The sequence below is a fragment of the Dactylosporangium sp. NBC_01737 genome (genome assembly GCF_035963215.1).
In the GTDB taxonomy this organism is placed as follows: Bacteria; Actinomycetota; Actinomycetes; order Mycobacteriales; family Micromonosporaceae; genus Dactylosporangium.
On sequence record NZ_CP109153.1, the window covers coordinates 1,430,980 to 1,455,489 of the forward strand.

Genomic DNA, 24,510 nt, shown 5'->3' on the forward strand with positions numbered 1-24,510 from the left:
TCTCTACTAGTCCTGGAACTCGAGGTGCCGGCCGGAGTCCGCGTCAAGTTCTTGGAACTTGCGCACCGCCTCGCGCAGGTACTTCTCCACCTCGCGCAGCGACGCGACGGACTGTTCGGATCCGGCCAGCACGTTGGCAGCCGGGTCGACATAGCTCGCGGCGAACGCGTTACCCATGTCGTCGTTGCCCCAACACCCGTGCAGGTCGCTCGCGATCCGCCTGATCTGCGCCACGGCCTGTTGGTAGTCCGCGACGAGTTTCCCGAGGTTGTTGATGGCGTTATCGGCACTCGGGATGTCGATGTGCGTGATCCTGGACATTACTGATCCCCTCGCATGCGCTGCTCGACCCGGCTACGAACGTTGTCGGGCAACCGATCCAGGGCGGCGCCGAGGAACGAGTCGAGCACCTCGGCGGCCGGTCGGGCATTGGTGGCGACCTCCGTGAAGGAGATGCCGGGCAGTGGATCGCCGCCCATCATCGTGCCGATCTTCTCGATGGCTTCCCGGCGACCGGTTGCGATCGTGTCGACGATCAGTTTGGCGAGCTCGGTCGGGGCCAGCCGCTGGTACCGGAAACCGTCGAAATTGATGCCGGTGACCTCGCCCCGGCCGTCCAGCGTCACGGTGAACAGGCGGTCCCGCGCGCGGACGGTGGTCGTGGTGGTCGCCATCTCGCTCTGCATCGCGGTGAGCTTGCGGCGCTGCTCCTCCAGCTCAGCGAGGGCATCCGCGATCCGGCCGCGGGACAGGGCACCGCCCTCCAGCTGCTGACTCATATCCTTCTCCTCGTCATCGGGTCTCGACGCCCCTCCCGCAGGTCGTCGATCATTCGCTCTACCTCACGCTCGGCACTCTGGCGCTGGGCCGCGCGGCCCGACGGGTCCGACCGGCCGGTGCCCCGACCGACGGTCTCCCAGCCGTCGTCGGGCTCGTGCCACGCCCCGGGGTCGGCGGTGCCCTGCCCACCGGGCTGCCGATCCTTGCCCCCGGGCTGGCCCATCGCACCCATCGCGCCCATTCCCATGGGCATCATCGGCATCATCGGCTGACCTCCGGCCGGATTGGGTGTGTCGGGCAGGCTGGACAGCGGCGAGACACCGCCCAGGCCAGGGAGACGGTCCCGGCCGCCCAGGGGTTTCGGGTCGTCGGCCGCCTCCAGCTCCATCGGGGCCGGCTTCACAGTGGACGACGCGGACCCCGGCCCGCGACCGGCGATCTCCGAGCCGGGCCCGTACGGCAGCGCCAGCAGGTGACCGCCGGCCTCGGCGAAGTCCTGGGAGACCCGGTTGAGCACGGCGACCGCCCGCTCGTCGGCGGCCGCCGCCGCACCGGAGGTGGCGGCCCGCGTTGCCCGCAGGTCCCGCAGCTCCAGCCGCGCCTGGGCCAGGCTGTCGGCGGCCCGCCGCAGCGCCTCCCCGGGCTCGTGCGAGCGCAGCTCCTCCAGCCGCCGCAACGCCTGCCTCGAACGCTCGCCGAGGACGGGCGCCGCACCGCCCGCCTCGTATCGCTGCCAGACCTCGACCACCTCGCGAAGCACGGACCGGAAGCCGTCGGCGATGCCCGCGATATGGCTGTCCGCCTCGTCGAATCGCGCGGCCCGCGCGTGCAGCCAGGCCGGATCGACCGACTCGAGCGCGTCGGCGACGGCATCCGCCGTCGTTCGGGCGGGGGGGATCATGTCGACTCCCGAGTCAGGGACGTGGCCAGGATGTCCGCGGACGTACTGTCGGCGAGAGCGATTTCGCCGCGGATGCGGATGAGCGCCTCGGCCAGCTCCTCGAAGAGCATGTGAAGCTGCCGTACCTGCTCGGCGAGCGCCTGTTGCCGGTCCTCGACGACGTCGTCCAGCCAGCGGGCGGCGTCGAAGAGGGCGCCGTCGGCCTGCAGCCGCGGACTGCCCGACTGCTTCAGCTCCGCCAGCACCGACGGTGGCACGAGCGCCCGCAGCCTCGTGACGAGCAGGTCGATCGCGACGCCGTCGATGGATGTGGTTACTGCCATGTGCTGCCTCCGGTTCAACTCGACGACGGGTGGCGCCCGATGGCACGGCTGGACCACTCGTCGTCGTCCACCCAGACGTCCGCGTCGCCCTCCAGCCAGTTGGCGCGATCGCGCTCCCGCTGCGGCTGGCCGGCCGCGCCCATCCCGCCCATGGGCGGCGCCATGGGCATGCCATGGTTCGCCGGCATCGAGGTGGCGTCGAGCTTCATCGGGGCACCCGATCCCCCGTCGCCGCTCTGGCCGCCACCGCCACCGCCACCGCCACCGCTGGCGGTGCCGAGCTGAACGCCCGAGACCCCGCCTCCGGTCCCGCCCGTGCCGCCGGTCTGGCCGCCGGTGGGCGTGCTGAGGAATCTCGAGAGCTCGGATCGCCCCTGGGCTGCGTCGGACTTGATAGCATCGTCGACCGCTGCGAGCGCGGCGTTCTTCGCGTCGTTGAGGGCGTCCACCCGCGCCAGCTTGTCGGCGTCACTGAGCGTCGTATCGGCCAGCGTCTCGTTGGTCAGCCGGCCGAACTCGGCGCTCAGCTCCCGCTTCGCGTCGCCGAGCGCATCGGCGTGGATCTCCTGCGCCGTGTCGAGACCTCGGTCGGGCGCTTCGTTCTTGAGCTCGTCGATGACATCGTCCGCCGCCGTCCGGGCATCATCCAACGCGTCCTGCCGAACCTCGGAGCCTTCGCTGTTGAGGTCGCCCAGGGCGTCGTCGACCGCTCCGTGCGCGTCATCGAGTGCGTCCTGGCGCACCTCGTCGAGCGCCGAGTCGCCACCGGTCCGTTTGATCAGGTCCCCGATCGCGTCGTCGGCCGCGTCCTGGGCATCGCGCAGCGCGTCCTCCCGCACCTGCTTGTCGTGCGGGTCGGCATCGGAGGCCTCGTTCTCGTCGATGAGGTCCTGGATCGCGTCGTCGACCGCCTCCCGCGCGTCCTTCAGGGCCTCGGCCCGCTGCTGCGCGTCCGGGTCCGATGTGGTCGGTATGCCATTGCCACTGCCGTCCTCGGTGCCGTCGAGAAGGTCGTCGATCGCCTTGTCGGCCGCGTCCTTGGCATCCTTCAGGGCCTGGGCGCGTTCCTGGGAGTCCGGGCCCGACGAGCTCGTTGGCGGCCGCTTGCTGCCGCCACCCGAGCCGGAGCCGGACGGCGACCCTGGGCCGGAGCCCGAGCCGGCGCCCATGAGGTCGTCGATCGCCTTGTTGGCCGCGTCCTGGGCGTCCTTCATCCCCTTGTCCCGCTCGCCGGAGCCTGGACCGCCGCCCGACCCGGATTTGCCCGATCCCGGGCTGCCCGCCCCGGAACTGCCCGACCCCGGGCTGCCCGCCCCGGAACCGCCCGACTCGGTGCCGCCCGACTCACCCGCGCCCGCACCCTTCATGGCGTCGATCGCGTCGTTGGCCGCCTTCGCGGCGTCGTTTGCTGCCTTCTGCGACCCGGATCCGCCAGACGATCCGGAGCCGCCGCCCGGCATCCCCGACCCGGAGCCACCGCCCGAGCCGGAACCCGAGCCATCGCCCAAACCGGAACCGGAGCCATCACCCGAACCGGAGCCACCGCCCGAACCGGAACCCGAGCCATCGCCCGAACCGGAACCGCGGCCACCGCCCGAACCGGAACCTGAGCCATCGCCGGAACCGGAACCGGAACCACCGCCCGAACCGTTACCGGAACCACTGCCCGAGCCGTTATTCGACCCGTTGCCGCCGACGCCAGTGGAGACGGTCTTGAAGTCTTTCATCTGGATGTCGATCGGCATCAGGGCCGCGTGCTTGCTCGCGTACTTCGAGGCGAGAACCATCAACAGCTTCCGCTGATGCGGGATCATGTAGTTCTGCTCGACCATCTGGTAGGCGGCATCGCGCCCCCGCCGCACGAGCTCGTCGATCTCGGACCCGGACATCCCGGAATCCTGAGTGATCGCCCGGATGTTCTCCTCGATCTTGTCCTCTTCTATCTCGGTCATCCGGTGGAAGTAGCTGACCGCCTCCCAGAACGCCACACTGTGCACCTTGATGTCGTGCCCGGTGTTGTCGACAACCACGGGGTAGCCGCGCACCTGCTTGGCGACCTCCATCACGTGCTTGACGATCTGGTCGCCGCGTGCGGCCATCGCCTCGGCCGCGGCGCCGCTGAACTTGGCGCGCAGTTCAGCCAGGATCTTCTGGAAGTCGGCGGCGACGGCGTCCAGCGCGTCGGCGTACGCGCGGAAAAGCGTGGCGGCGTCCCACCATTGCTTCGCGATCGACTCGGCATCGCTGACGAGATGCCCGTACTCGCCCCACAGGTCCGTCCACACTTTGATGTGAGCGAAGGTTTGACCTGTTGGGGGCGCAACGTCGAACGAGCCGACCAGTCCACCGTCTGCCACCGTTGACCTCGCCTGCTAGTTTTCCGGATCGCCCGGTTTGATGACGCGACCGTCGTCGGTGTAGATCAGTGCCGGCGGCTTCTCGCCGTCGTGCGCGTCGCTGATGATCTTCCCGTACTCGTCGAAGAGCTGCTGGTTCGGCAGGCCAGCCTTGCCGTCCGGCAGATTGATGACGATATTGGGGTCCGTGCCGGCGTGGGTGCCGGTCGGGCCGACCTGCCACAGCATCTGCGGGTCGCCGCCGGTGTCCCCGGTGTCGTAGGTGGTCTTGCCGCCCGGGGGCAAGGCCGGGATCTTCACCCCGTTCACCTGGTCGACCCAGGTGTTGAGGGCCCCCGCGGCCAACTCGGCACTGGCATCGGTTCCGGTCAGGACCGCGGCGACGCGTTGCACTGCCGTCGCCATGCCCTCGAACACGGTGTCGAGGTAGTTGAGATGTTCGACCACTGCGGCCCGGCGATCACCCACGATCGCCTCGAGCCACTCGGCCGCGTTCATGCCCGGCGGTCCCGCCTCGAGCTCGATCGTCTTCAGCTTCCCGATTCTCGAGACCGTCTCCGGCGTGACGAGGGCGCGCAGGCGACGGGCGAAATCGTCCGCCTCCGTGGTGGAGATGGTCGTTGTCGTTGCCAAGAACTCCTCACCGTCCTCTCGCGATTACGCATATGCGTCGGCGGGGTCGACACCGGCCGCGCCGGTCGAGGCCGGCCCCGGGTGCCGGCCGCGTCAGAAACCGTCGCCGAGTTTGATGTCCATCTGGCCCATGTCGTCGAACCGCTTCTGCAGTTCCTTCGCGCGAATCGTCATCTGGTCGTTGAGCTCTTCGAAGTGAGCGTTGAGTTTCTTCACCTTGGCCTCGTAGCCATCGGCGTAGGCGCCGGCGCTGCTCTGCAGCAGCCGCAGCGCGTCCGAGGTCAGGTCCTCGCACGATTGCCGCATCGTGTCCGAGGTCTTCTTCATGTCCTCGTACGCGTTGTCCATCGACTCGTAGTCGTAATGAACCAGGTCGGCCATACGATCCTCCTATCTGCTGTCGGGCGGTGTCAGTTGAGTCCGCCGCCGCTGTCCGCGTCCTGCTGCTGAATCTTGTTCGCCACATCATCGAGGTAGCTCGCCATGTCGTTGAGATCGTTGACGACCTTCTTGACGTTCGCGCTCCACTCGTTCTGCAACGCGTCGAGCTTGTCCATGAGGTCGCCCTTGTTGATCGCCGTCAAGCCATCGACCGTGTTCTGCACTTTGGTGTTGGCCTCTTGGAACGCATTGGCGGAATCCCGGTGGCGGCCGGCGTTGTTGTGAATGTCTTCGATTTGCCCTTTGGTAGCCTTCGCCATGAATGACCTCCCGAGTCAGCGAGGGCACGACGGGCGTGCCGCTGGCGAACTGTGTGTGACACGCGCCATGCCACCATCCGCAACACGCCCGTAGCACCGTCGGCACGGAAATCGCGGCCGCCTCGGGGATATCCCTCACCGGCGCTCACCCGTCACCGCGCCCGATCGCCCGCGAGGACACGGCGTCGTCCTCCTCGTCCTGCCACGCCTCCGGGTCGCCCTCGACCCAGGTGGCCCGGTCGCGTTGCTTCTGGTTGCCGCCCGCGCCGCCCATGCCACCCATGGGCGGCGCCATCGGCATGCCCCGGTTGTCGGCCAGCGCCGCAGGATCGACCGCCGGTGAGAACAGCGAACCCGTCCGCTGACCGCCGACGTCCCCGCCGGACGAGATGTTCGCGATCCCGACCTGCGTCCCCGCCCCGGTGCCCCCGCCCGACGAGCCACCCCCGGATGAGCCACCGCCCGACGAGCCGGCCCCGGCGGTGGTGACGCCACCGGACCCGGCGGTGCCGCCGTTGAGAAAGCGCGACAAAGCCCCGCTGGAATCCGATGTGATCGGCAGCGACCGATCGAGCATGTCGTCGATCGCCCGGTCGGCCGCGTCCCACGCCTGTTGCAGCGCCCGGGCCCGGTCCTCGGCCGCCGGGTCGGACGACGTGCCGTCCAGGAGGTCGTCGATGGCCTGGTCGGCGGCGGCGCGGGCGGCCTGTAGCGCCCCGGCCCGGTCGGTCGAACCCGGAATGCCGCTGTCGGCAAGGTCGTCGAGCGCGGCGCCGATGGCCTGCTTCGCGTCGTCCAGCGCCCTGGTCCGGTCGGCCGAGTCAGCGGGCTTTCGCAAGGCGTCGATCGCCTCCTGGGCCGCCCGTCGAGCGTCCTGCAACGCCTTGTCCTGCTGCGCCGAGAGCGGGGTTCCCCCGCCCGCACCGTCGGACACCATCGGCGCCGTGGGGCGGGTGGGTTGCAGCGGTGTCTGGCCCGCGGCGCCCAATGAGGACCCCGGGGAGGAGGACCCCGGCGAGGAAGAACCGCCCGACGGGGAGCCACCCGAGCCCGAGCCCGAGCCCGAGCCTGAGCCCGAGCCCTGGCCACCGCCGAGTCCCGGCATCCCGCCGCCGGCTGAGGAGCCCGAGCCCTGGCCACCGCCGAGCCCCGGCATCCCACCGCCGGCTGAGGAGCCCGACCCGGTGCCCGACTCCGGAGAGCCCGCACCAGCGGATCCCCCAGGCGAACTGCCCGTGGCACCCCCGGTCCCCGCCCCCGGGCCGGCGCCCGCGTCCAGACCGGCGCCCGAGCCCGGGCCTGAACCACCGGTGCCGAAGCCGGGCCCCGGCGCGTTGGCCTTCAGCTGGTCGATGGCCGCATTGGCCTTGTTTTCGGCGTCCCGTCGGGCCTGATCATCGCTGGCGGAGCCAGACCCCGAGCCGGAACCGCTCCCGGACGATCCGCCGCCGGAGCCGCTGCCCGACCCGGAGCCCGAACCGGAGTCCGAACCAGAGCCCGAACCAGAGCCCGAACCCGAACCTGAACCACCGCCGGAGCCGCCGGTATAGGTATAGCTCGTTCCCTTGGTCTCGATCGCGAACGGATCCAGCCGCCCATGCTTTCCGGCGTACTTGGCGGCCAGGATCATGAGCAGCTTGCGTTGATGCGGGATGTGCAGGTTCCGCTCGACCATCTGGTGGGCCGCGTCGCGCGCCCGCTGGGCCATCTGTGCCGTCAGCGTGCGCCGGGCGTTGGCCATATATTGACGTAACCACTTGACGAATGCCTCCGCCTCGGCGTCGGCCAGCTTGTCGAAGACCGCCTTCGCGTCCCAGAACGACCGTCCGTACACCACGATGTCGTGGCCGGTGGCGTCGATCGGCGGCGGCGACTCGCGTACCGCGTCGGCGACCGTCTTCATGTACGTGACGATCTCGGCGCCGCGCTGCTGCACGGCCGCGCCGGCGGCCCCGCGGAACTCGTCCTCGAGGTCGGCCAGCAGGCGCACGAGGTTGCCGCGGACGGTATCGAGCGCCTCGACCTGTTTCCTGGTGGCGCTGGCCAGATCCCACCACGCGTGGAGGTTGGCGCTGTTGTCCTCCACGAGCTCCTTGACGAAGGCGTGCAGTTGCTCCCACGTCTTGATCTGCGCGAAGGTCTGGCCCAGCGGTGGGGGGTCGTCCAGCGAGCCGGCGTACTTCTCCTCGGCCATCGAGGACTACCTACTTCACGACATACTCGTCGGACAGGAACATGAGCTCCGGCGGGTCCTTCACCGCGGAGCTTCCGGGTTTCTTCGGAAGGTCTTTGAAGATGTCCTGGTACAGGTCCGGGGACGGCGCCTCTTTCTTGTCCGGCAGGCCGACGACGACGCCGCCCTTCTCCGTCACGTGCTCGCCGCCGTCGGTGACCCTGAAGAGCAGCTGCGGGTCTCCGCCCCGGTCCTCACTGTCGTAGCTGGTGCGGCCACCGGTGTAGGCGTGCGCGACCGGCGGCAGCAGCTTCGGGTCGGACGAGGCGAGCCACGCCTGGATGGCCGCCAGGCCGGCGGCGCCATCGGCGTCCGCATCGGACATGAGCCGTGCCGCGTCGCCGATCGCGCCGGCGAGTGATGTGAACGACGCCTGCAGCAGCCTGGCGTGCGCGATCAGACCGGCCCGCCGGTCCTTGACCACGTCTTCGAGCCACTGCGCGGAGTCCATACCCGACGGGCCGGCGTTCACCACGTACGTGTTCAGCTTCTCGAAATCGGCCATCATGTCCGCCGGGATGAGGCCACGGAGCCGGGTCAGCAGATCGGGCAACCCGGCGCCGACGTGCGTCTCCTTGACCATGGACCATCACATCCTTCGACAGACGCTGCAGGCGCGTCGCGCCGACCCATGCAAGCACCGCACCTGCCCCGACCGGCCCTTCGCCCGCGATGCCGAGCCAGGGGGAGGGAGAACCCTCACCGGTCAACGGCGCGGTCAGGTGCCGGCCGGTTGCGTGGCGCGCGCGGCGGTGGTGCTGAGCACCGGGCCGGTCGGCAGCAGGGCCAGCAGCTCACCGCTCACCGGCACGGCCGCCGCGGCGACGTAGCCCAGGGCAGACAACGATTCCTCGTCGGCGATGGGGTACTTCACCCCGGACTCGGTGATCAGGTAGACCGTGCCCGGCGCCGCCGCGTTGCGGGCGAACACACCGGACGCGGCCGCGACCACGACCTCGTCAGCCGTGGTCCGCGTAGCCGCCGGTCCGGCCAGCGACACCGCCGAGGCCAGCGCCGCCGGCGGCATGAGCGTGGCGGCCACCGAGGGCGCGGTCGCGTCGAGCGTGTGCCGTACGCAGGCCACGTCCGCCCCGGTATTGTTGGCCGCTCTGGGCGGCTCGGGCGGAAAGTTGGTCACGAAGGTGGTCAGATCCACGACGCGCGCCGCGGCGACTTCGTCCGCACCGATCGGCACCCGACGCACCGGTGCGTCACCGTAGGCCGCCTTGGTGGCCGGGTCGGCCAGCACGAGGGCGGCCACCGTCCGGCTGAGCAGCGCGAGCCCGTCGGTACGCAACAGAAACAGCTCCGACGTGGACAGCGCCGGGTTGTGCCACTCGTACACCCGCCCGACGACGCCCGGCGCGCCACCGAGCGTCGGCCCAGGCCGCCCGCGGCCGGTCACCGGCGGAAAGCCGAGATCGGGCCCGGCCGGCACGGGGTTGATCCACGCCTCGGTGACCGGGAGCCGGTTCAGCGAACCGTAGCCGAGCGCCACGAGCGCGGCCGCGCTGGCGATCCGGTACCGCCGGCCGTGCCAGATCAGAAACACCTTGCCGTCCGATGTGGACACGAGCAGCGCCTGATCGTCGGAGAGGGCCGGCGCGGCGGCACCGGCCGCGCCGAAGACGACGGTGGTCAGCGCCGACGGCCTCGACGACCCGAGCGATGGCCGCGCGCAGACGCTCCACGGTCCAGTGTAGAGCGACGCCCGCGAGGGCAGGCCGTCCGGCGCCCCGGGAATGCCGATCGGGGCACCGACCGGCAGTCCGGACAGGGAATCCCGCGACACGACCTCGACCGGGGCCTCGGCGCCCAGCGCCAGCCGGGCGGAGGCGTAGTTCAGCACCGGAAACAGCGTCCCGTCGACGTAGACGTAGCGGGCTCCGGTCTCCTCGACCAGGACGATGGCGCCGCTCTTGGCCCGCCACGACATGGGGCCGCCGGGGCGCAGCAGTCCGTAGATGCCGAACCCGGCCGCCACCAGGATCGTGAGCAGGACGCCCACCGCGGTCCCGACCGACGGACGCCGGTTCGGTCGCTGCAGCGCGTCCGGCTCGCCGTTCAGCAGGCCGGCCACGAGCCGGCCGACCAGGAAGAAGTACGCCTGGGTTTGATCTCGCTTCGTCGTCACGCGAACCCGCTCGCCCAGGCCCGCACGATCTGGTAGAGATCGAGCACCGCTCCGAGCACGGGCAGGATCGCCACTGCGACGATGGTCTCCAGCAACTCGGCCGCGCGGCCCCAGTAGGGCGTCAGCCGCCGTCCCGGGAACATGGCTCCGCCGACGGCGAGTAGCCCTCCGATGGTGGCCAGGACGGGCAGCACCACGGCGGCGCGTACGAAGAAGTCGTGGTCGGCGCTCCACCGCACGGCCACCCCCGCCGCGAGCAGCACGGCGGGGGTCACGACCGCCCACCGCTGCACGGCGGTGCCCATGTGCCGCGACCGCAGCAGCAGCCAGGCCGCGGCGCCCACCGCGAGCACGAGGGGCCACTTGCCACCCGGCACGATCAGGGCGGCTCCGAGCAGCGCCTGCGCGACGCCCAGCCCCACGCACAGCGCGGTCAGGTAGCGGATCGTCACCGTGCCCCGATTGACCACGACCTCCTGCGGAACCGGATCGATGTGCTCGGCGAGTTCCTTGGCAGTGCTCGGCAACAGCGGCAGCCTCAGTCCGCTGAACCGGAACGCGAACAGCGGCAGGAACAGGCTCGCGACCAGCGACGCGACCAGAAAGGTCGCCGCCGCGTGCTGCGGCGGCAACGCCCCGACCGCGGCGACCATCGCCGGCAGGCAGATCGTGAGCCCGAGCGTCATGGCTGCGGTGAAGAGCAGCGTTGCGTCGGCGACCAGCGCGAGACCGAGGCTCAGGCAGGTCAACGCGGCGATGGTCGCGGTCGCGACCTGCAACGGCCAGCCGCTCGTCGGGTCGGCCCACTGCCCGCCGTACCAGCCTGCGGCGGCGGCGCTGATCCCGGCGACACCGGCCAGCACCGTGCCGATGACCGGCCGGGCAGCCGCCCGGCTGGCGAGGCCCGCGCCGACGAGGAGCACCAGGCTCAGCCCCATGGCCGTCACGGCCCGCAGGTCGTCGGGGCCGCCGAGCGCCAGCACCGGCACCACGAGCAGCAGGGCGACGGCCGCGAACGCCGACCAGGTGGCTGCCGAGCGGGCGGGGGTCCACACCCCTGACCCGCCGCGTACCTGTTCCGCCATCCCGTCGACGAGGTCGTCGAACATGACCGGTGGCAGCTGCGGCGCCCGCGGGCGTAGGTAGAGCGTCTCTCCGTCGAGCAGTTCCAACTCGGTCGGCGTGCGCTCCTCGTCGAGCGGCGACCCGGCGAGCCGCGCCACGACGAAACCGTCATGCTCCGCGCCATGATCGGGCGCGTCCGGGTTGAGCATCGGCAGCACCGTGGACAGCACGTCGACCAGTGGTGCGTGCGCGGGTACGGCCAGGTCCGTGGTGCGTGAATCGAGAACGAACCGTAGCCGAACCGGCGCCCGCGTGCGATGCTGTGTGCGCTCTTCCATCGTGTGGTCCGGTTCCTTCCTGCCCAAGGTTCAGTAACCGTCACCTGCAGCGAAGCTAGCCAGCCCCGCGCCCAGCCATGGGTGGGGGCGGGACGGCACCGCCGGTTCGCGGGATAACCCTCACGAATGGAGCAACCAGGTGGGCACGATCGTCTTCGTCCGCAAGGCGCGGCGCGCCGGCCCCGTCGCCCCCACCAGCGACCTGGAGCTGCAGGCGCCGCCCGTGGTGCCGGAACCGCCGACCGGGGGTGCCGGGCAGGTCCTGCTGTACGTACCCATGGGCATCGGCTCGCTCGCCATCATGCTGATGTTGCTGCGGCCGGGCGCCGGCGTCCTCGCCTACATCGGCGTGGTGCTGATGGTGGTCTCCGTGCTGGGCATGGCGATCGTTCCGTTCCTGCGGAACGCCAGCGAACACAAAGAGAACGCCCAGGGCGACCGACGCGACTACCTGCGTTACCTGGGCCAGCAGCGGCGCACCGTGCGGGCGTCCCTCATCGAGCAGCACCGCGCGGCGCGGTGGTTGCACCCCGACCCGGCCGGGCTATGGTCGGTCGCGCTGAGCCAACGGTTGTGGGAACGGCGCACCGCGCACGACGACTTCGGGGAGGTCCGCGTCGGGCGCGGCACCCGCCGGTCGGCGAGCCGCCTGGTCGCCCCGCAGACCAAGCCGGTCGAGGACCTGGAACCGCTCTCGGCCCACGTGCTGCGCCGCTTCCTCCGGGCCTACTCCACACTGGAGAACGCCCCGGTCGCCGTCTACCTGCGCGGCTTCGCGGCCATGCAGTTCGACGGTGACCGTGCCGCCATCCGTGCCCTGGCCCGGGCCGTGGTGGCCCAGGCAGTCGTGGCGCACGGCCCGGCCGACCTGCGGCTGCTCGTGTGGGTGGGCGACGAGGCCCGCGACGACTGGTCGTGGGCGAAGTGGCTGCCCCACGCCCAGGACGACGAACGCGCCGACGCCGCCGGCCCGCGCCGGATGTTCGCCCACGACGAGGCCGAGGCGGAGCGGTGGCTCGGCGAGCTCGGCGTCGCGCCGCGGCCGGGGTTCGAGCCGGACACGCCGATCACCGGGACCGAGCCGCTCGTCGTGTTGGTGCTCGACGGAGCGACGCTGACCGAGGACCATCGTCTCACCGCCGAGGGCTATCGCAACCTGGTCGTGCTCGACGTCGGCGGATCACTGCCCTGGAAGTCGCGGCCACACACGCTCTACCTGAACGTGAGCGCCAAGAAGATGGACCTGGTGGCCTTCGACCACCTGGGCAAGACATCGACCAAGCCACTGGGCCGGCCGGACGCGCTGGGAGTGGCCGCCGCCTCGGCCGTGGCCCGGAGCATGTCCCGGTACCGCCTCGGCCAGGTCGTCGACGTCGATGAGCCGCTGGCCACCGACTACGACCTGGCCAGGCTGCTCGGCATCGGCAACCTGATGGACTTCGACCCGATCTCCTACCGGGCCGGGCGCCCGCCCCGCCAGCGCCTTCGGGTTCCGATCGGCATCTCCGGCACCGGCTCGCCCATCGAACTGGACATCAAGGAGGCGGCTGAGAACGGCATGGGTCCGCACGGGATTCTCATCGGGGCGACCGGGTCGGGCAAGAGCGAGCTGCTGCGCACGCTGGTGCTGGCGCTCGCCACCCGGCACTCGTCCGAGGATCTCAACTTCATCCTCGTCGACTTCAAAGGTGGGGCCGCGTTCCTCGGGTTCGAGAAGCTACCACACACCTCGGCCGTCATCACCAACCTGGCCGACGAGCTCGAGCTGGTCGACCGCATGCAGGACGCGTTGACCGGCGAGCTCATCCGCCGCCAGGAGCACCTGCGGGCGGCCGGCAACTACGCGTCCCGCCGTGACTACCAGCAGGCCCGCGTGGACGGCGCCCGGCTCGAGCCGATGCCGGCGTTGTTCATCGTGGTCGACGAGTTCAGTGAGCTGCTCACCAACAAGCCACAGTTCATCGAGGTGTTCGCGATGATCGGCCGGCTCGGGCGCAGCCTGGGCGTGCACCTGCTGCTGGCCAGCCAGCGCCTCGACGAGGGCCGCATCCACCAGATCGAGTCGCACCTGTCATACCGGATCGGCCTGCGGACGTTCTCCGCAATGGAGAGCCGCAGCGTGCTCGGCGTGCCCGACGCGTACGAGCTGCCCAACGTGCCGGGCAACGGCTACCTGCGGCCGGACACCACGAGCCTGGTCCGGTTCAAGGCGGCCTACTCCTCCGGGCCCTACCGTCCCGCGCGCCGCTCCCGCCGAGGCCCGTCGGCCGATGGCCTGGTGCCCTTCGACACCGAACACGTGGCCCCACGGGTGGCCGACGAACCCGAACCGGAGCCGGAGGACGAGAACGAGAGGCCACCGCTGCAGGTCGACCTGCTGCTGAGCCGGCTGCGCGGCCACGGCCCGGCCGCCCACCAGGTGTGGCTTCCGCCCCTCACCGAACCATCCACGTTGGAGAGGTTGTTGCCGCCGCTGGTCGACGACCCGCACCTCGGGCCCCGTCCAGTCGGCGCCCTGGGTACGTCGACGCTGACCGTGCCGCTCGGTCTCATCGACATGCCGGCCCAGCAACGCCGGGAACTGCTGCTCGTCGACCTGGCCGGCAGCGGGGGCAACGTCGGCGTGGTCGGCGCCCCGCAGAGCGGCAAGAGCACGCTGCTGCGCACGCTCATCGCCGCACTGGCGCTCACCCACACCCCGCGCGAGGTGCAGTTCTACTGCCTGGACTTCGGCGGCGGCACACTCGCGCCGCTGGCCCGGCTCCCCCACGTCGGCAGCGTGGCCAACCGGCTCGACCGGGACCGGGTGACCCGGACGGTGCTGGAGATGACGAACCTGCTGGCCTTCCGGGAGAACATGTTCAGTATCCACAACATCGACTCGATGGCCAGTTACCGGCGGGCCAAGCGCAGCGGCGCCTTCGCCGAACAGGACCCGTACGGTGACGTGTTTCTGGTCGTCGATGGCTGGTACACCGTCAAGCAGGACTTCGATGAGATCGAGGGCCGGTTCACCGAACTCGCCGCCCGCGGGCTCGGCTTCGGCATCCACCTGGTGGTCGCGGCCAACCGGTGGGCCGAGATGCGGCCGTGGCTGCGCGACGTGCTCGGCACGAAGCTGGAGCTGCGGCTGGGCGATCCGATCGACTCCGAGGTCAACAGCAAGCTCGCCGCGACCGTGCCCGCGCGCCCGGGCCGCGGGCTCACGATGGACCGGCTGCACTTCCTCGCCGCGCTGCCCCGCATCGACGGCGACTCGGGCACCGCGGATCTGGCCGCGGCCACCGCCGAGCTCGTCGCCGCGCTCGACCTGCCGACCGCGCCGCGGGCCCCCCAGGTGCGGCTCCTGCCCGGCACGCTGCCCAGCGCGGCGCTGCCCGGTCCGCGGGCCGCCTCGCCCACCGCCGATGTCCAGGTGGCCCTGGGGCTGGACGACGTGCAGCTCGCACCGCTGTGGCACGATTTCGACGCCAACCCGCACCTGCTCGTGTTCGGCGACTCCGAGACGGGCAAGACCAACCTGCTGCGCCACATCGCGCGCGCCATCGCGACGCACTACCGGTCTGACGACGCCCGGATCGTCTTCGGTGACTTCCGTCGCCAGCTCTACGACGCGGTCCCGCGGTCTCATCAGGTCGGATACTCGGTCAGCACCGACTCGCTCACCGAGACCCTCAAGGAGGTCGCCGGACATCTGCGCGAACGCGTGCCCGGCTCCGACATCACGCCCGAACGTCTGCCGCTGCGCGACTGGTGGACCGGTGGCCGGCTGTTCATCATCGTCGACGACTTCGAGCTCGCCGAGGGCTCGAGCGACTCACCCCTGCAGCCCCTGGTGCCCCTCCTGGCCCAGGGCGCGGACATCGGCCTGCACGTGATCATCGCCCGGCGTACCGCCGGCGCCTCGCGCGCCTTCATGAACCAGGCCATACGCCGGATCTGGGAGCTGGGCAACCCCGCCCTGCTCTTCTCCTGCCCCCGTGACGAGGGCTCCTTCCTCGGCAACCTCAAGCCCCGGCTGCTCCCCGTCGGCCGGGCTCAGCACCTGGACCGGCGCCGCACCGTTCGGTTGGTCCAGACCCCGCTGGTGACGTCGGACTGACGGGCGCCGGGCCGTCCGCACCGGTCTCGTCCGAGAGGCGGCGCATGGGACAAACGGCTTGCGCTCACCTGTCGGGTGGCGGCGGAGGGCTCTCCGCCGTCACCCGCATCACCCGCGCCGGACGCCAGCGACGACGGTGACCGGCCGGGCCGAGCACCGCGAACAGCCCGCTCAGCCCGGCGACAAGAATCGCCGCGCCGGCGCCCAGCAGCACGAGCACTCGTCCGGTGTGGTCGGGCGCGCCGGTGGCCGAGATGTCGGCCGGCTTCGGCCGCGCCGCGACGACGGCACCGCTCTGTCCCTCGTCTGGCAGTTCGGTGGTCAGGGCGGCGAGCGGGTCGACCACGCCCCAGCCCAGTACGGGGTCCGGCACCTGCGGGGCGTGATCGGCGGTCCGCCGGAGGCGGTTGCGCACCTGCTCGGCGGTGAGGCCGGGACGGTACGCGCGGATGAGCGCCGCCACGCCGCTCACGAACGCCGCGGCGTAGCTCGTGCCGCTGCCGATGAGCTGGCCCGGCCCGCCCGGTCCGATGCTCAGCACGTCCACCCCCGGAGCGGCGAGCCCGACGTACGAGCCCGACCGGGAGAAGTTGGCCGGGACACCGACCGAGTCGATGGCGGCCACGGCGAGCACCGTGGGCAGCGCCGCCGGATACACGGGCGCGGTCGAGCGGGAGTCGCCCGCCGTCGAGGCGATCACGACCGCGTCGCGGCTCTCGGCATAGGCGACCGCGTCGATCAGGGCCGGGTGCTGATCGGTGGTGCTCGCCGACACGTTGATGATCTTCGCGCCGGCGTCGACCGCGGCCCGGATGCCCCGGGCGAACAGCGCGGGGTCGCCTTCCGCCGACCTGGTGGCCCGGATCGGCAGGATGCGAGCATCGGGGGCGACGCCGGCGAAGCCGATCCCCCAGGTCGGCGCGGCCGCGATGATCCCGGCGACGAACGTGCCGTGGCCGAGACAGTCGGTGTCGGCCCGTCCGCCGTTGGCGAGCAGGTCGACGCCCCGGTCGACGCGCCCCGCGAGCTGCGGGGTCGATCCATCCACCCCGCTGTCCACGACCGCCACCACGATGTTTGCACCGGTGCTGAACTCCCACGCCCGGTCGGGCTGGAGCAGCCGCTGTGCCCAGGGCACCGAGGACTCGGTGGTCGTCGGTGTCGCGACGCAGTCGGCCGCCTGCGCGGCGGTGCCGAGCGGGGGTAGGGCACCGATCACGACCGCCCCGGTGAGCGTCAGGGCGGCGAGGGCGCTCAGCGCCCGGTACGCGGTCCTGCCGGTCACGCCGCGCCCACCCGGCCGCTCGTGGCGCCGGCCGACACATACCCGGGCGGCGGCCCGACCAGCCGGGCCACCACGGCGGGGTCTTCGAGGGTGCGCAGCGTGGCCGCCCAGCGCCGGCCCAGCGTCGTCTCCAGCCGGCTCAGGGCGGCGCGGTCCGCGTCGTCGAGCTCCGGGCCCGCGGGCTGCTCGTCCGGCGACAGCTCACGCAGCAGGACCGCGGTCGCCGGCGCCGGCGGGCCGGATGGTGGCGACTCGGTTTGTCCAGAGCGGACGGCCAGCACCCGCAACCGCCGGCCCGGCCCGAAGACGGCCTCGTCGACCTCGTTGCCCGTGACAAGCACGGAGGCCTGCCGGGCCGTGCGGGGCCAGACGAGGAAGTCTACGTCTGCCTCGGGCGCGGTCACCTCGGCGGAGACGCTCGCGGTGAGCAGCGCCGGCTCGGTGACGACGGAGCCGACCGGATACAGCGCCGACGCCGGCTGGTCAAGCCGCGCCTGGGACAGCACCGGGCGCCGGTGCAACGGGAGTTGGCGCAGCCCCGAGACCAGACAGGGTACGTAGCCGTCCACGCTCACCGGTTCACCGCCGCGCAGGGCCTCGTTGAGCCGCACCGCCCCCATCTGCGACGCTCCGAGATACAGGCAGACCGCGACGAAGTCCGCCTTGGCCGCGGCCGAGGTCTCGCGCAGCACCGGCCAGGTCGCCATGGCGGCGTTGACCACGGCCAGCAGGTCGGTGAAGCGGCTGCCCAGGGCCGCGGAGAAGCGATGCTGCTCCTCCTCCGTGCTCGCCCGGTCGGCGATCGCCAGGGGCGCGGCCGGTTGCCACCGGGGTCCGGCCGGGTCCGCCGGTCGCTCCTGCCGCGGCTCGTCCGCCTCGACCAGAGCCGGCTCGACGACCTCCGACATGACGTCCGGCCGCACCGGACCGACGCTGGGCATTGCGCTGGGGACGTCGAAATCGGGATCGACGATTGTCACGATCGGCGGGCGCGGCATCGTGGGCCGCGGGGCCGGCGGTGACGGTGGCGTTCGCGTTGATGCCGGCGTTGCTGGCGGCGGCGGCCAGGAACTGTCCGCACCCGGCGGCCGGCGCGCGACCGCCCGGGCAGGCTCGGGCTCCGCACGATTCACGGTGGCGGATTCACCAGCGCCCGCCGGGGCAGGCTGCGACCAGGTGTTTTCTCGATCGGGCGGCGGCCACGCGCTGAGCCCCTCCGGCTCATCCTCAAGCGGCCACGCGCTGAGTACATCCGGCTCATCCTCAAGCGGCCACGCGCTGAGTACATCCGGCTCATCCTCGAGCGGCCACGCGCTGAGTACATCCGGCTCATCCTCGAGCGGCCACGCGCTGAGTACATCCGGCTCATCCTCAAGCGGCCACGCCAGGCCGGTGTCTGCCAGGCCTCCGGCCGTCATCGCCGGGCCGGGGTCGGGTGCCGCGGTCTGCGACCGTACGGCCAGTTCCTCGGCCAGAACGGCGATCTGGAGCAGCGTCGCGTCGTCCGCCTCTCCGGCGACCACGAGCTGCGGCGGCACCGGTTCGGCTGGGACGTCGAGCAGCAACCGGCGCAGCATCGCGACCAGAATCGGTGGCACGGCGCGGCCGTGGCTACCAATGCTGATCGTCCACTGCGCCGGCTGGAATACCGCGACAGCGCCGGCGGAGTAGGCCAGAGTGGGGCGAAGCAGGATCCCGGCCGGCAGGACCTCGGCCACGGCGACACGCGGCTCGGCGTGCCGGTAGAGCCGGTTCGTCTCGCGCAGCCACCCGCTCGCCAGTATCGCGGGCGGCGGCGTGACCGGCAGCGCCGCCTCGGCCGTGAGCCGCACCGAAGCCGCCGCCGCCCGCAACCGGGTGACGAGCCGGCCGTCGGCGAACGCGGGACCGTCGTCATCGGCCGGGGTGAGCACCAGCCGCCCGTGGCCACCGCGGCGGGTCAGGATCGTGGCCGCCTGACCGACCACGTCGCGCAGCACGGCGGCCACCGAGGCGTGGTCACCGGCGGCCCTGGTGTAGCGGACCGGCAGGTCGTCGGAGGTCGGGAAGGTGGCACTCAGCAGTTGCCAGAGCAGGAAGGGCTGGTCGTCCCGGTGCGAGACGGCGACCCCGCCGCCGTACCACTCGACGAACAGCTCCCGATCGGTGCCGATCCCCGCCGCCCGGGAGCCGTCGCGATCACCCGGGCTCCGGCCGGTAGTCCGCTCAGCCGAAGAAACCCGCCCACTCCTCCACAAGAGAGCCACTCCTCACACAAGAGAGCTCAGCCTCCTCGAGCAGCGACGCCTCCTCGAGGAGCGACCCGCAGGCCACCCCGCTCCTGCGCTTATCACACGGCAGCGCCGCGGCCGCGGACCGGCCCGTGGGCTTCGTCCCGATAACTCGCGGGAAAACCCGCGCCAACGGTCCCGGCGCGAACCGATAAGGCCCAGGATCCGTTATCCGGTCACCGCGGGAATTCCCCCGCGTTAGCGACCAGCGGGCTGACGGCGCCGGGGCGCGCGCCGCCGCGTGCTATCAACGGCGGGCGTTCGACGGTGTGCATGGGAGGAGTGGGATGGGGCGACGGCGACGGGGTGTCCCTGGTCGTTCGGACGCGCACGCCACCCTCGATGCGGCGTTGCAGGCGGCCGGCGACCAGGGCCGACTCGTCCTCGTGCGGGGACCGCGGGGCATCGGCAAGTCCACCCTGCTCACCGGGATCGGCGAGGAGTGGCGCCGCAACGGCGTCCGGGTGGTCGAGACGAGCCTCGCCGGCTCGGGGGACGACATGGGGTTCGCCGGGCTGGTGCGGGCGGTGCGCGACCACTTCGAGCGCATCGGTGACGCGCACGTCGTCGACGCGACCAGCCGGCTCGCCGCGGCGGTGGCCGCACGGGAAACGGCGGACGACGGCTCACCCGAACCTCTCGTACGGGCCACCGACGCCCTGGCCAGGCTCTCGCGGACGCTGCGGGACGGAGGACCCACCGCCTTGGTCGTCGACGAGGCCGACGCGATCGCCGCGCCGACCTTGGCGTTGTCCACGTTCGCCCGGGCGGGGTGCGTGGTGGTCGCGGCGGTCACCACAGGTGCGCAGCCCCGGACGCGGGCGTTGGCCCGCGCCGCCGACACGGTCGTGGACCTACCGCCGCTGTCGGCCCGGGCGGCCGGCGAGGTGATCGGGGAGCGTTTCGGTGGTGTCGTCAACGACGGGCTGCTGGATGCTTTGTGGGCGGCTCTCGGCGACCTGGCTGGTCATCCACCGACAGTACTGTCCACAATGGATTATCTCGACCGCAGGGATCGGATCGTCCGGGTGGGCCAGGGGCGCCGGCAACACCTCTGCCTACGCGACAGCGACAATTCGATCGAACTGGCGCCCGACCACCCGCTCGCCGTCCGCATCCGGACCGGGGGGCCGGTAGCCGGTCGGCTCGCCGGCGCGGCGACGGTGCTGCCGTTGCGGGTGGACGATCTGCCGTTGCTGGCCGAGGCCACCCTCGGTGATGTCGACGCATACGGCCGCGTGCTCGACGATCTGGTCGCCGCCGGCGCGCTGGTGGTCCAACAGGGACTCGTCGCCCCGGTCTGCCCGGCACTGGGCGCGCGGATCGCCCACGACCACGGCGCGAAGTCCCTCGGCCGGCTGCACCGCGCCTTCGCGGCGGCCCTGCTGCGCCGCATCGGCCGCGGCGAGCAGACCGACCCGGCCCTGCTGGCCGACCACCTGACAGCGGCGGGAGCCACGATGCCGCCGGACGGCCGCATGGCCGCGAGCCTCGCGGCGGTCGCGCACGCCACCCAGCATCGGGACCCCCAACGGGCTGCGCGATGGCTCCGGGCGGCGCTGAGGCACGCCGGCGGCGGACCGGATGCGGAGCAGATCCTCGATCAGTTGCTGCCGGTGCTGGTACGGGCCGGACGGTACGGGTGGCTGGCGGAGGCGGTCGGCATCGCCGGCTTCCGGCGCTGCTTGCCGAGCCACACGTACTCGGATCTGGCGTCGGCCGCCCTGCTCGCGGCCGTCCACACCGGAACGCCGGTGACGCCGGAGGTCGGCCAGGCACTGCGCGACGCCGTACCGAACCGTGTGGACGCGCTCGACCTGGCCGACTGGTGGCTCCACCCGGTCGGTCCCCCGCCACTGTCAACATCGGATCCGCGCCCCCCGGCCGAGGGCACCCTGCTCGCGCCGGCGGAGTTCGCCGCGCTACGCACCGCGCTGCGGCTGCCGGTCAAGCACGACGGCACCGGCGCGCCGGCTGTCCTGGACGACGAGGTGCTCCTCGCCGCCTCGCTGGGCGATCTGGTGGCGGTGGTGGGTCACCTGCTCGGCCCGCGGTACGGGCCTCCGCCGGACGGCCCGCTCGCCACCCACCACCGGCTCGTCACCGCCTTCCGGCGCGGCGACAGTGCCACCGTGCTGACGCTGGCCCGGCAGATGGAGTTGGCGGAGCCGCCGGGCTCGGCGGCCCACGCAGTGGCTCGCGCCCTTGCCGCCGAGGTTCATGGCCAACGGGGCGAGGCCGCCCTCGTCGAGCAAAGCCTCTCGGGCGTCGTGGCCACGCCGCCGTTCCTCGGCCTCCGGTGGTGGGTGACCGCCGGCACCGGCGCGATCTACGACCAACCGTCGCTGCTGCACGACGGATTGCGGGCGTTGCACAGCGCCCCGGGCGGCGGGCTCGGCGTGGAGCTGAGCCTGGCCCGGATGGCAGAGATCGCGGCGTGGACCACGGACGCCCACGCGCCGCGCGTGCTCGAGCACGCCCTGACCGCGAGCCGGGACCACGGATACCTGCTCAGCGAGGACCTCGGTCTGATCGTCCGATCGGTGCTCGAAGCCGAACCGGCGCTGGCCCAGGCCGCCGCCGGCCGGGCTCGCGACCGGGATGACCGGCCCACTCTGGTGTCGGCCTGTCTCGTCGCGGCCGGGGTCAGCGTCCAGACCAACGCCGATCCGGCCCAGTGCCTACGCCAGGCTCACGCGGCTGCTGCCACCGGCGCCCATGGCGCTCCCCGCATCGGGGCCCTGTTGCGCGCACATGGGCTGCGGCCCGCTCGTCAGCGGGCCGGCCAGCCGAGTGTGTCCGCGGTCGAGACACAGATCATCGAGCTGATCCGCGACGGACACACCAACCGTCAGATCGCGGCCCGGATCCGGATGAGTGAGAAGACGGTCGAGACCTACCTCACGCGGCTCTACTCGCGCACCGGCTGCCGATCACGGGTCGAGCTGGCAACGGTCCACCTGCCCCTGGGGAGTCGGGAATGAACGAAACCCGCATCGTGGTCGCGGCGGGCGCGGGCCACGGGTGCCGAAGCATCAGCGAGGCGCTCGAGCGGGCCGCGGAGGGGGCGCTCATCACGGTGCGACCCGGGCACTACTCGGAGAACCTCGTGCTCACCAAGCCGGTGAGAATCGTCGCCGAGGAGGGTCCGGGCACGGTGAAGCTGTCCACCCGATCGGGAGTAGCGGTCACCCTCGCGGCCAGCTCGGCCACTCTGTCGGGTCTGACCATCGAGGCCAGTGACGCCGACAGCCCGGCGGTGGCGTTCAGCCTCGGCCGTCTCAGCCTCAGCGAATGCGAGATCTCGGCCGCCGCGTGGACGGCCATCTTCGTCTGCGAACAGGGATCGCTGGACATGCGGGCCAGCCGCGTGACCAACCAGGTCGGCGCCGGCATCGTGGTCACCTCGCCGGCCGGTTCGGTGCTCGACAACTGCGCGGTCGAGCAACTCGGCACGTCGGGCGTGGTCGTCGCCGAGGGGGGTGTGGTCCGCCTGCGGGCCAGCTCGATCAGCGACGCCGCGGGCAACGGGATCTGCCTGAACGGGCACGGGCAGATCCTCATCGAGGACAGCCGCATCCAGCGTGCGCACAAGCCCGCGCTTGCGATCGAGCACCAGGCGACCGCAGTCGTGCGCCGGCTCTCCATTCAGGACGCCATGGGCATCGGGGCCTACCTCGCCAGCACGGGAACCATCGAGCTGGAGGATTGCACGATCGAGCAGGCCGGCGGGGGCATAGTGACCGCCGCCGGCAGCGCCCCCACCCTGCTGCGGTGCACCGTGCGGACCGTGCGCCACGATGGCCTCCGGTTCATCGGCGAATCGGCCGGCACGGTCGAGTCGTGCGCGGTGATCGGCTCCCGCGGTGCGGGTGTCATGGTGGCCGAGCGCAGCACTCCGGAGTTCCGTGACCTCGAGGTCCGCGACGGCGCTGGGCCAGGGGTCACGGTCACCGGCGGGGCTGACCCGTTCTTCCGTGGCTTACGGGTGCGAGGAGGCGCGGCGGGCATCGAGGTACGTGACGGCGCGCGGGGCGGTTTCGAACACGTCACCATCGACCAGGTCGGTGCGGCGGGGGTCGCGGTCACCCACCGTAGCCGGCCGCAGATCACCGGGCTCAGCCTGAACGGCAGCGAAGGCCCCGGGGTCATCGTCGCCGACGCGAGCCTCACCATCGCCGACGCCGACATCGCCGGATCCGATATGGACGGTGTGGTGGTGCGGGCCGACGGTGAGGTCTCCATGAGCCGGAGCCGGATCCACGACAACCACGACGCCGGATGCCGCTTCGAGCCCGGCTCCAGCGGGACGCTGCGCGACTGCGAGCTCACCGGCAACGCCGGCGACGGGGTGCGGGTCGAGACGACGGAGGCGGTCCGCGTTATCGCCTGCACGGTGCGGGACAACGGTGGTGAGGGCCTCCGGCAGGTGCCGGACGCCGTGGTGACGGTCGAGGATCTGACCAGCGCTCGCAACCAGGTCGCGGCCGCCACGGCGACCGCGACCGGTGGAGGCGTGGTGTCTCCCGGACAGGCTCGCCCGGCCACGACCCGACCAGCCGCCGCGCTCGCCTCCGACCCGGTCGAGGAGCTGCGCAGCCTGGTCGGGCTGGCCGGGGTCAAGCAGGAGGTGACCTCGCTCATCAACCTCAACATCATGTCCCAGCGTCGTCGTGAGGCTGGCCTCTCCGCGCCGCCGATGGCCCGTCACCTCGTCTTCGCCGGCGCCCCGGGCACCGGTAAGACCACGATCGCCCGCCTCTACGGGGCTATCCTGGCCAAGCTCGGCGTGCTGCGCCAGGGTCACCTCGTGGAGGTGGCCCGCGCCGATCTCGTCGCGCAGATCATCGGCGGCACCGCCATCAAGACCACTGAGGCATTCAAGGGCGCACTGGGCGGCGTGTTGTTCATCGACGAGGCGTACACCCTCAGCTCCAGCAGCGGCGGCACAGGTCCGGACTTCGGCCGGGAGGCGATCGACACCCTGGTCAAGCTCATGGAGGACCACCGCGACGACATCGTGGTGATCGCCGCCGGGTACTCCAACGAGATGCTGAGGTTCCTGGAGAGCAACCCCGGCCTGGAGTCACGCTTCACCCGGACCATCGAGTTCGCCAACTACACCCCGGATGAGCTGGTGACCATCGTGCGGGACCAGAGTCGCCGCCACGACTACCAGCTCGACGACGACGCGGCCCAGGTGCTGCTGCGCTACTTCGAGGAGATCCCCAAGGACGGGACCTTCGGCAACGGTCGAGTCGCCCGCAAGGTGTTCGAGCGGATGGCCGACCAGCAGGCATCCCGCCTGGCCGCCTCGCAGAGCACCAGCACCGTTGAGCTGACCCTGCTCACCGCGGCCGACTTCCGGCCCACGGGGTGACCTCGCAC

The 24,510-nt window shown here is 71.7% G+C and carries 17 protein-coding genes; 3 read left to right on the plus strand and 14 right to left on the minus strand.

What is annotated here, in order from left to right:
• Positions 1 to 6 precede the first annotated feature (6 nt).
• From OHA72_RS06170 to eccD, 12 genes are all read right to left on the minus strand, one after another.
• Entirely contained in the window at positions 7 to 321 is a 315-nt protein-coding gene (locus OHA72_RS06170) for a hypothetical protein (RefSeq protein ID WP_327006884.1), read from the minus strand.
• A complete protein-coding gene (locus OHA72_RS06175) occupies positions 321 to 779 on the minus strand; it encodes a YbaB/EbfC family nucleoid-associated protein (protein ID WP_327006885.1) in 459 nt (152 codons plus the stop codon). The genes OHA72_RS06170 and OHA72_RS06175 overlap by 1 nt, the downstream gene beginning before the upstream one ends.
• Complete coding sequence (locus tag OHA72_RS06180) at positions 776 to 1,681, minus strand: WXG100 family type VII secretion target (RefSeq protein WP_327006886.1); 906 nt, start codon at positions 1,679 to 1,681, stop codon at positions 776 to 778. Before OHA72_RS06180 ends, OHA72_RS06175 begins: the two co-directional genes overlap by 4 nt.
• Positions 1,678 to 2,004, minus strand: coding sequence for a hypothetical protein (locus OHA72_RS06185; protein ID WP_327006887.1), 327 nt, complete (start codon positions 2,002 to 2,004; stop codon positions 1,678 to 1,680). Before OHA72_RS06185 ends, OHA72_RS06180 begins: the two co-directional genes overlap by 4 nt.
• Before the next feature lie 14 nt (positions 2,005 to 2,018).
• Positions 2,019 to 4,361, minus strand: coding sequence for a hypothetical protein (locus tag OHA72_RS06190; RefSeq protein ID WP_327006888.1), 2,343 nt, complete (start codon positions 4,359 to 4,361; stop codon positions 2,019 to 2,021).
• Between the two features lie 15 nt (positions 4,362 to 4,376).
• A complete protein-coding gene (locus tag OHA72_RS06195; RefSeq protein WP_327006889.1) occupies positions 4,377 to 4,994 on the minus strand; it encodes a hypothetical protein in 618 nt (205 codons plus the stop codon).
• 93 nt (positions 4,995 to 5,087) lie between these two features.
• The gene (locus tag OHA72_RS06200) at positions 5,088 to 5,375 is read right to left on the minus strand and encodes a WXG100 family type VII secretion target (protein WP_327006890.1); all 288 of its coding nucleotides are present in this window, start codon (positions 5,373 to 5,375) and stop codon (positions 5,088 to 5,090) included.
• A 29-nt stretch (positions 5,376 to 5,404) separates the two neighbouring features.
• Complete coding sequence (locus tag OHA72_RS06205; protein WP_327006891.1) at positions 5,405 to 5,695, minus strand: WXG100 family type VII secretion target; 291 nt, start codon at positions 5,693 to 5,695, stop codon at positions 5,405 to 5,407.
• Positions 5,696 to 5,840: 145 nt separating this feature from the next.
• The gene (locus tag OHA72_RS06210; protein WP_327006892.1) at positions 5,841 to 7,889 is read right to left on the minus strand and encodes a hypothetical protein; all 2,049 of its coding nucleotides are present in this window, start codon (positions 7,887 to 7,889) and stop codon (positions 5,841 to 5,843) included.
• A 10-nt stretch (positions 7,890 to 7,899) separates the two neighbouring features.
• Positions 7,900 to 8,511 (minus strand): hypothetical protein, encoded by a 612-nt coding sequence (locus OHA72_RS06215; RefSeq protein ID WP_327006893.1) that lies wholly within the window; start codon positions 8,509 to 8,511, stop codon positions 7,900 to 7,902.
• 135 nt (positions 8,512 to 8,646) lie between these two features.
• Entirely contained in the window at positions 8,647 to 10,062 is a 1,416-nt protein-coding gene (gene eccB / locus OHA72_RS06220; protein WP_327006894.1) for a type VII secretion protein EccB, read from the minus strand.
• Positions 10,059 to 11,465: a type VII secretion integral membrane protein EccD gene (gene eccD / locus OHA72_RS06225; protein ID WP_327006895.1), complete on the minus strand. Its 1,407-nt coding sequence runs from the start codon at positions 11,463 to 11,465 to the stop codon at positions 10,059 to 10,061. Before eccD ends, eccB begins: the two co-directional genes overlap by 4 nt.
• Positions 11,466 to 11,604: 139 nt before the next feature.
• Between eccD and eccCa the strand changes: the two genes are divergently transcribed.
• Positions 11,605 to 15,567 carry a type VII secretion protein EccCa gene (gene eccCa / locus OHA72_RS06230; protein ID WP_327006896.1) on the plus strand — a complete coding sequence of 1,321 codons (3,963 nt, stop codon included), beginning with the start codon at positions 11,605 to 11,607 and terminating at the stop codon, positions 15,565 to 15,567.
• A gap of 64 nt (positions 15,568 to 15,631) precedes the next feature.
• Here the strand turns inward: eccCa and mycP are convergent, their stop codons facing one another.
• Both mycP and OHA72_RS06240 read right to left on the minus strand, forming a co-directional pair.
• Positions 15,632 to 16,852 carry a type VII secretion-associated serine protease mycosin gene (gene mycP, locus OHA72_RS06235; protein ID WP_327006897.1) on the minus strand — a complete coding sequence of 407 codons (1,221 nt, stop codon included), beginning with the start codon at positions 16,850 to 16,852 and terminating at the stop codon, positions 15,632 to 15,634.
• Positions 16,849 to 19,089, minus strand: coding sequence for a hypothetical protein (locus OHA72_RS06240; RefSeq protein ID WP_327006898.1), 2,241 nt, complete (start codon positions 19,087 to 19,089; stop codon positions 16,849 to 16,851). Before OHA72_RS06240 ends, mycP begins: the two co-directional genes overlap by 4 nt.
• Positions 19,090 to 19,409: 320 nt before the next feature.
• Here OHA72_RS06240 and OHA72_RS06245 point away from each other — a divergent pair, with 320 nt between their 5' ends.
• Positions 19,410 to 22,106, plus strand: a complete 2,697-nt coding sequence (locus tag OHA72_RS06245) for a helix-turn-helix transcriptional regulator (RefSeq protein WP_327006899.1) — start codon at positions 19,410 to 19,412, stop codon at positions 22,104 to 22,106.
• Entirely contained in the window at positions 22,103 to 24,502 is a 2,400-nt protein-coding gene (locus OHA72_RS06250) for a right-handed parallel beta-helix repeat-containing protein (RefSeq protein ID WP_327006900.1), read from the plus strand. Before OHA72_RS06245 ends, OHA72_RS06250 begins: the two co-directional genes overlap by 4 nt.
• Positions 24,503 to 24,510 lie beyond the last annotated feature (8 nt).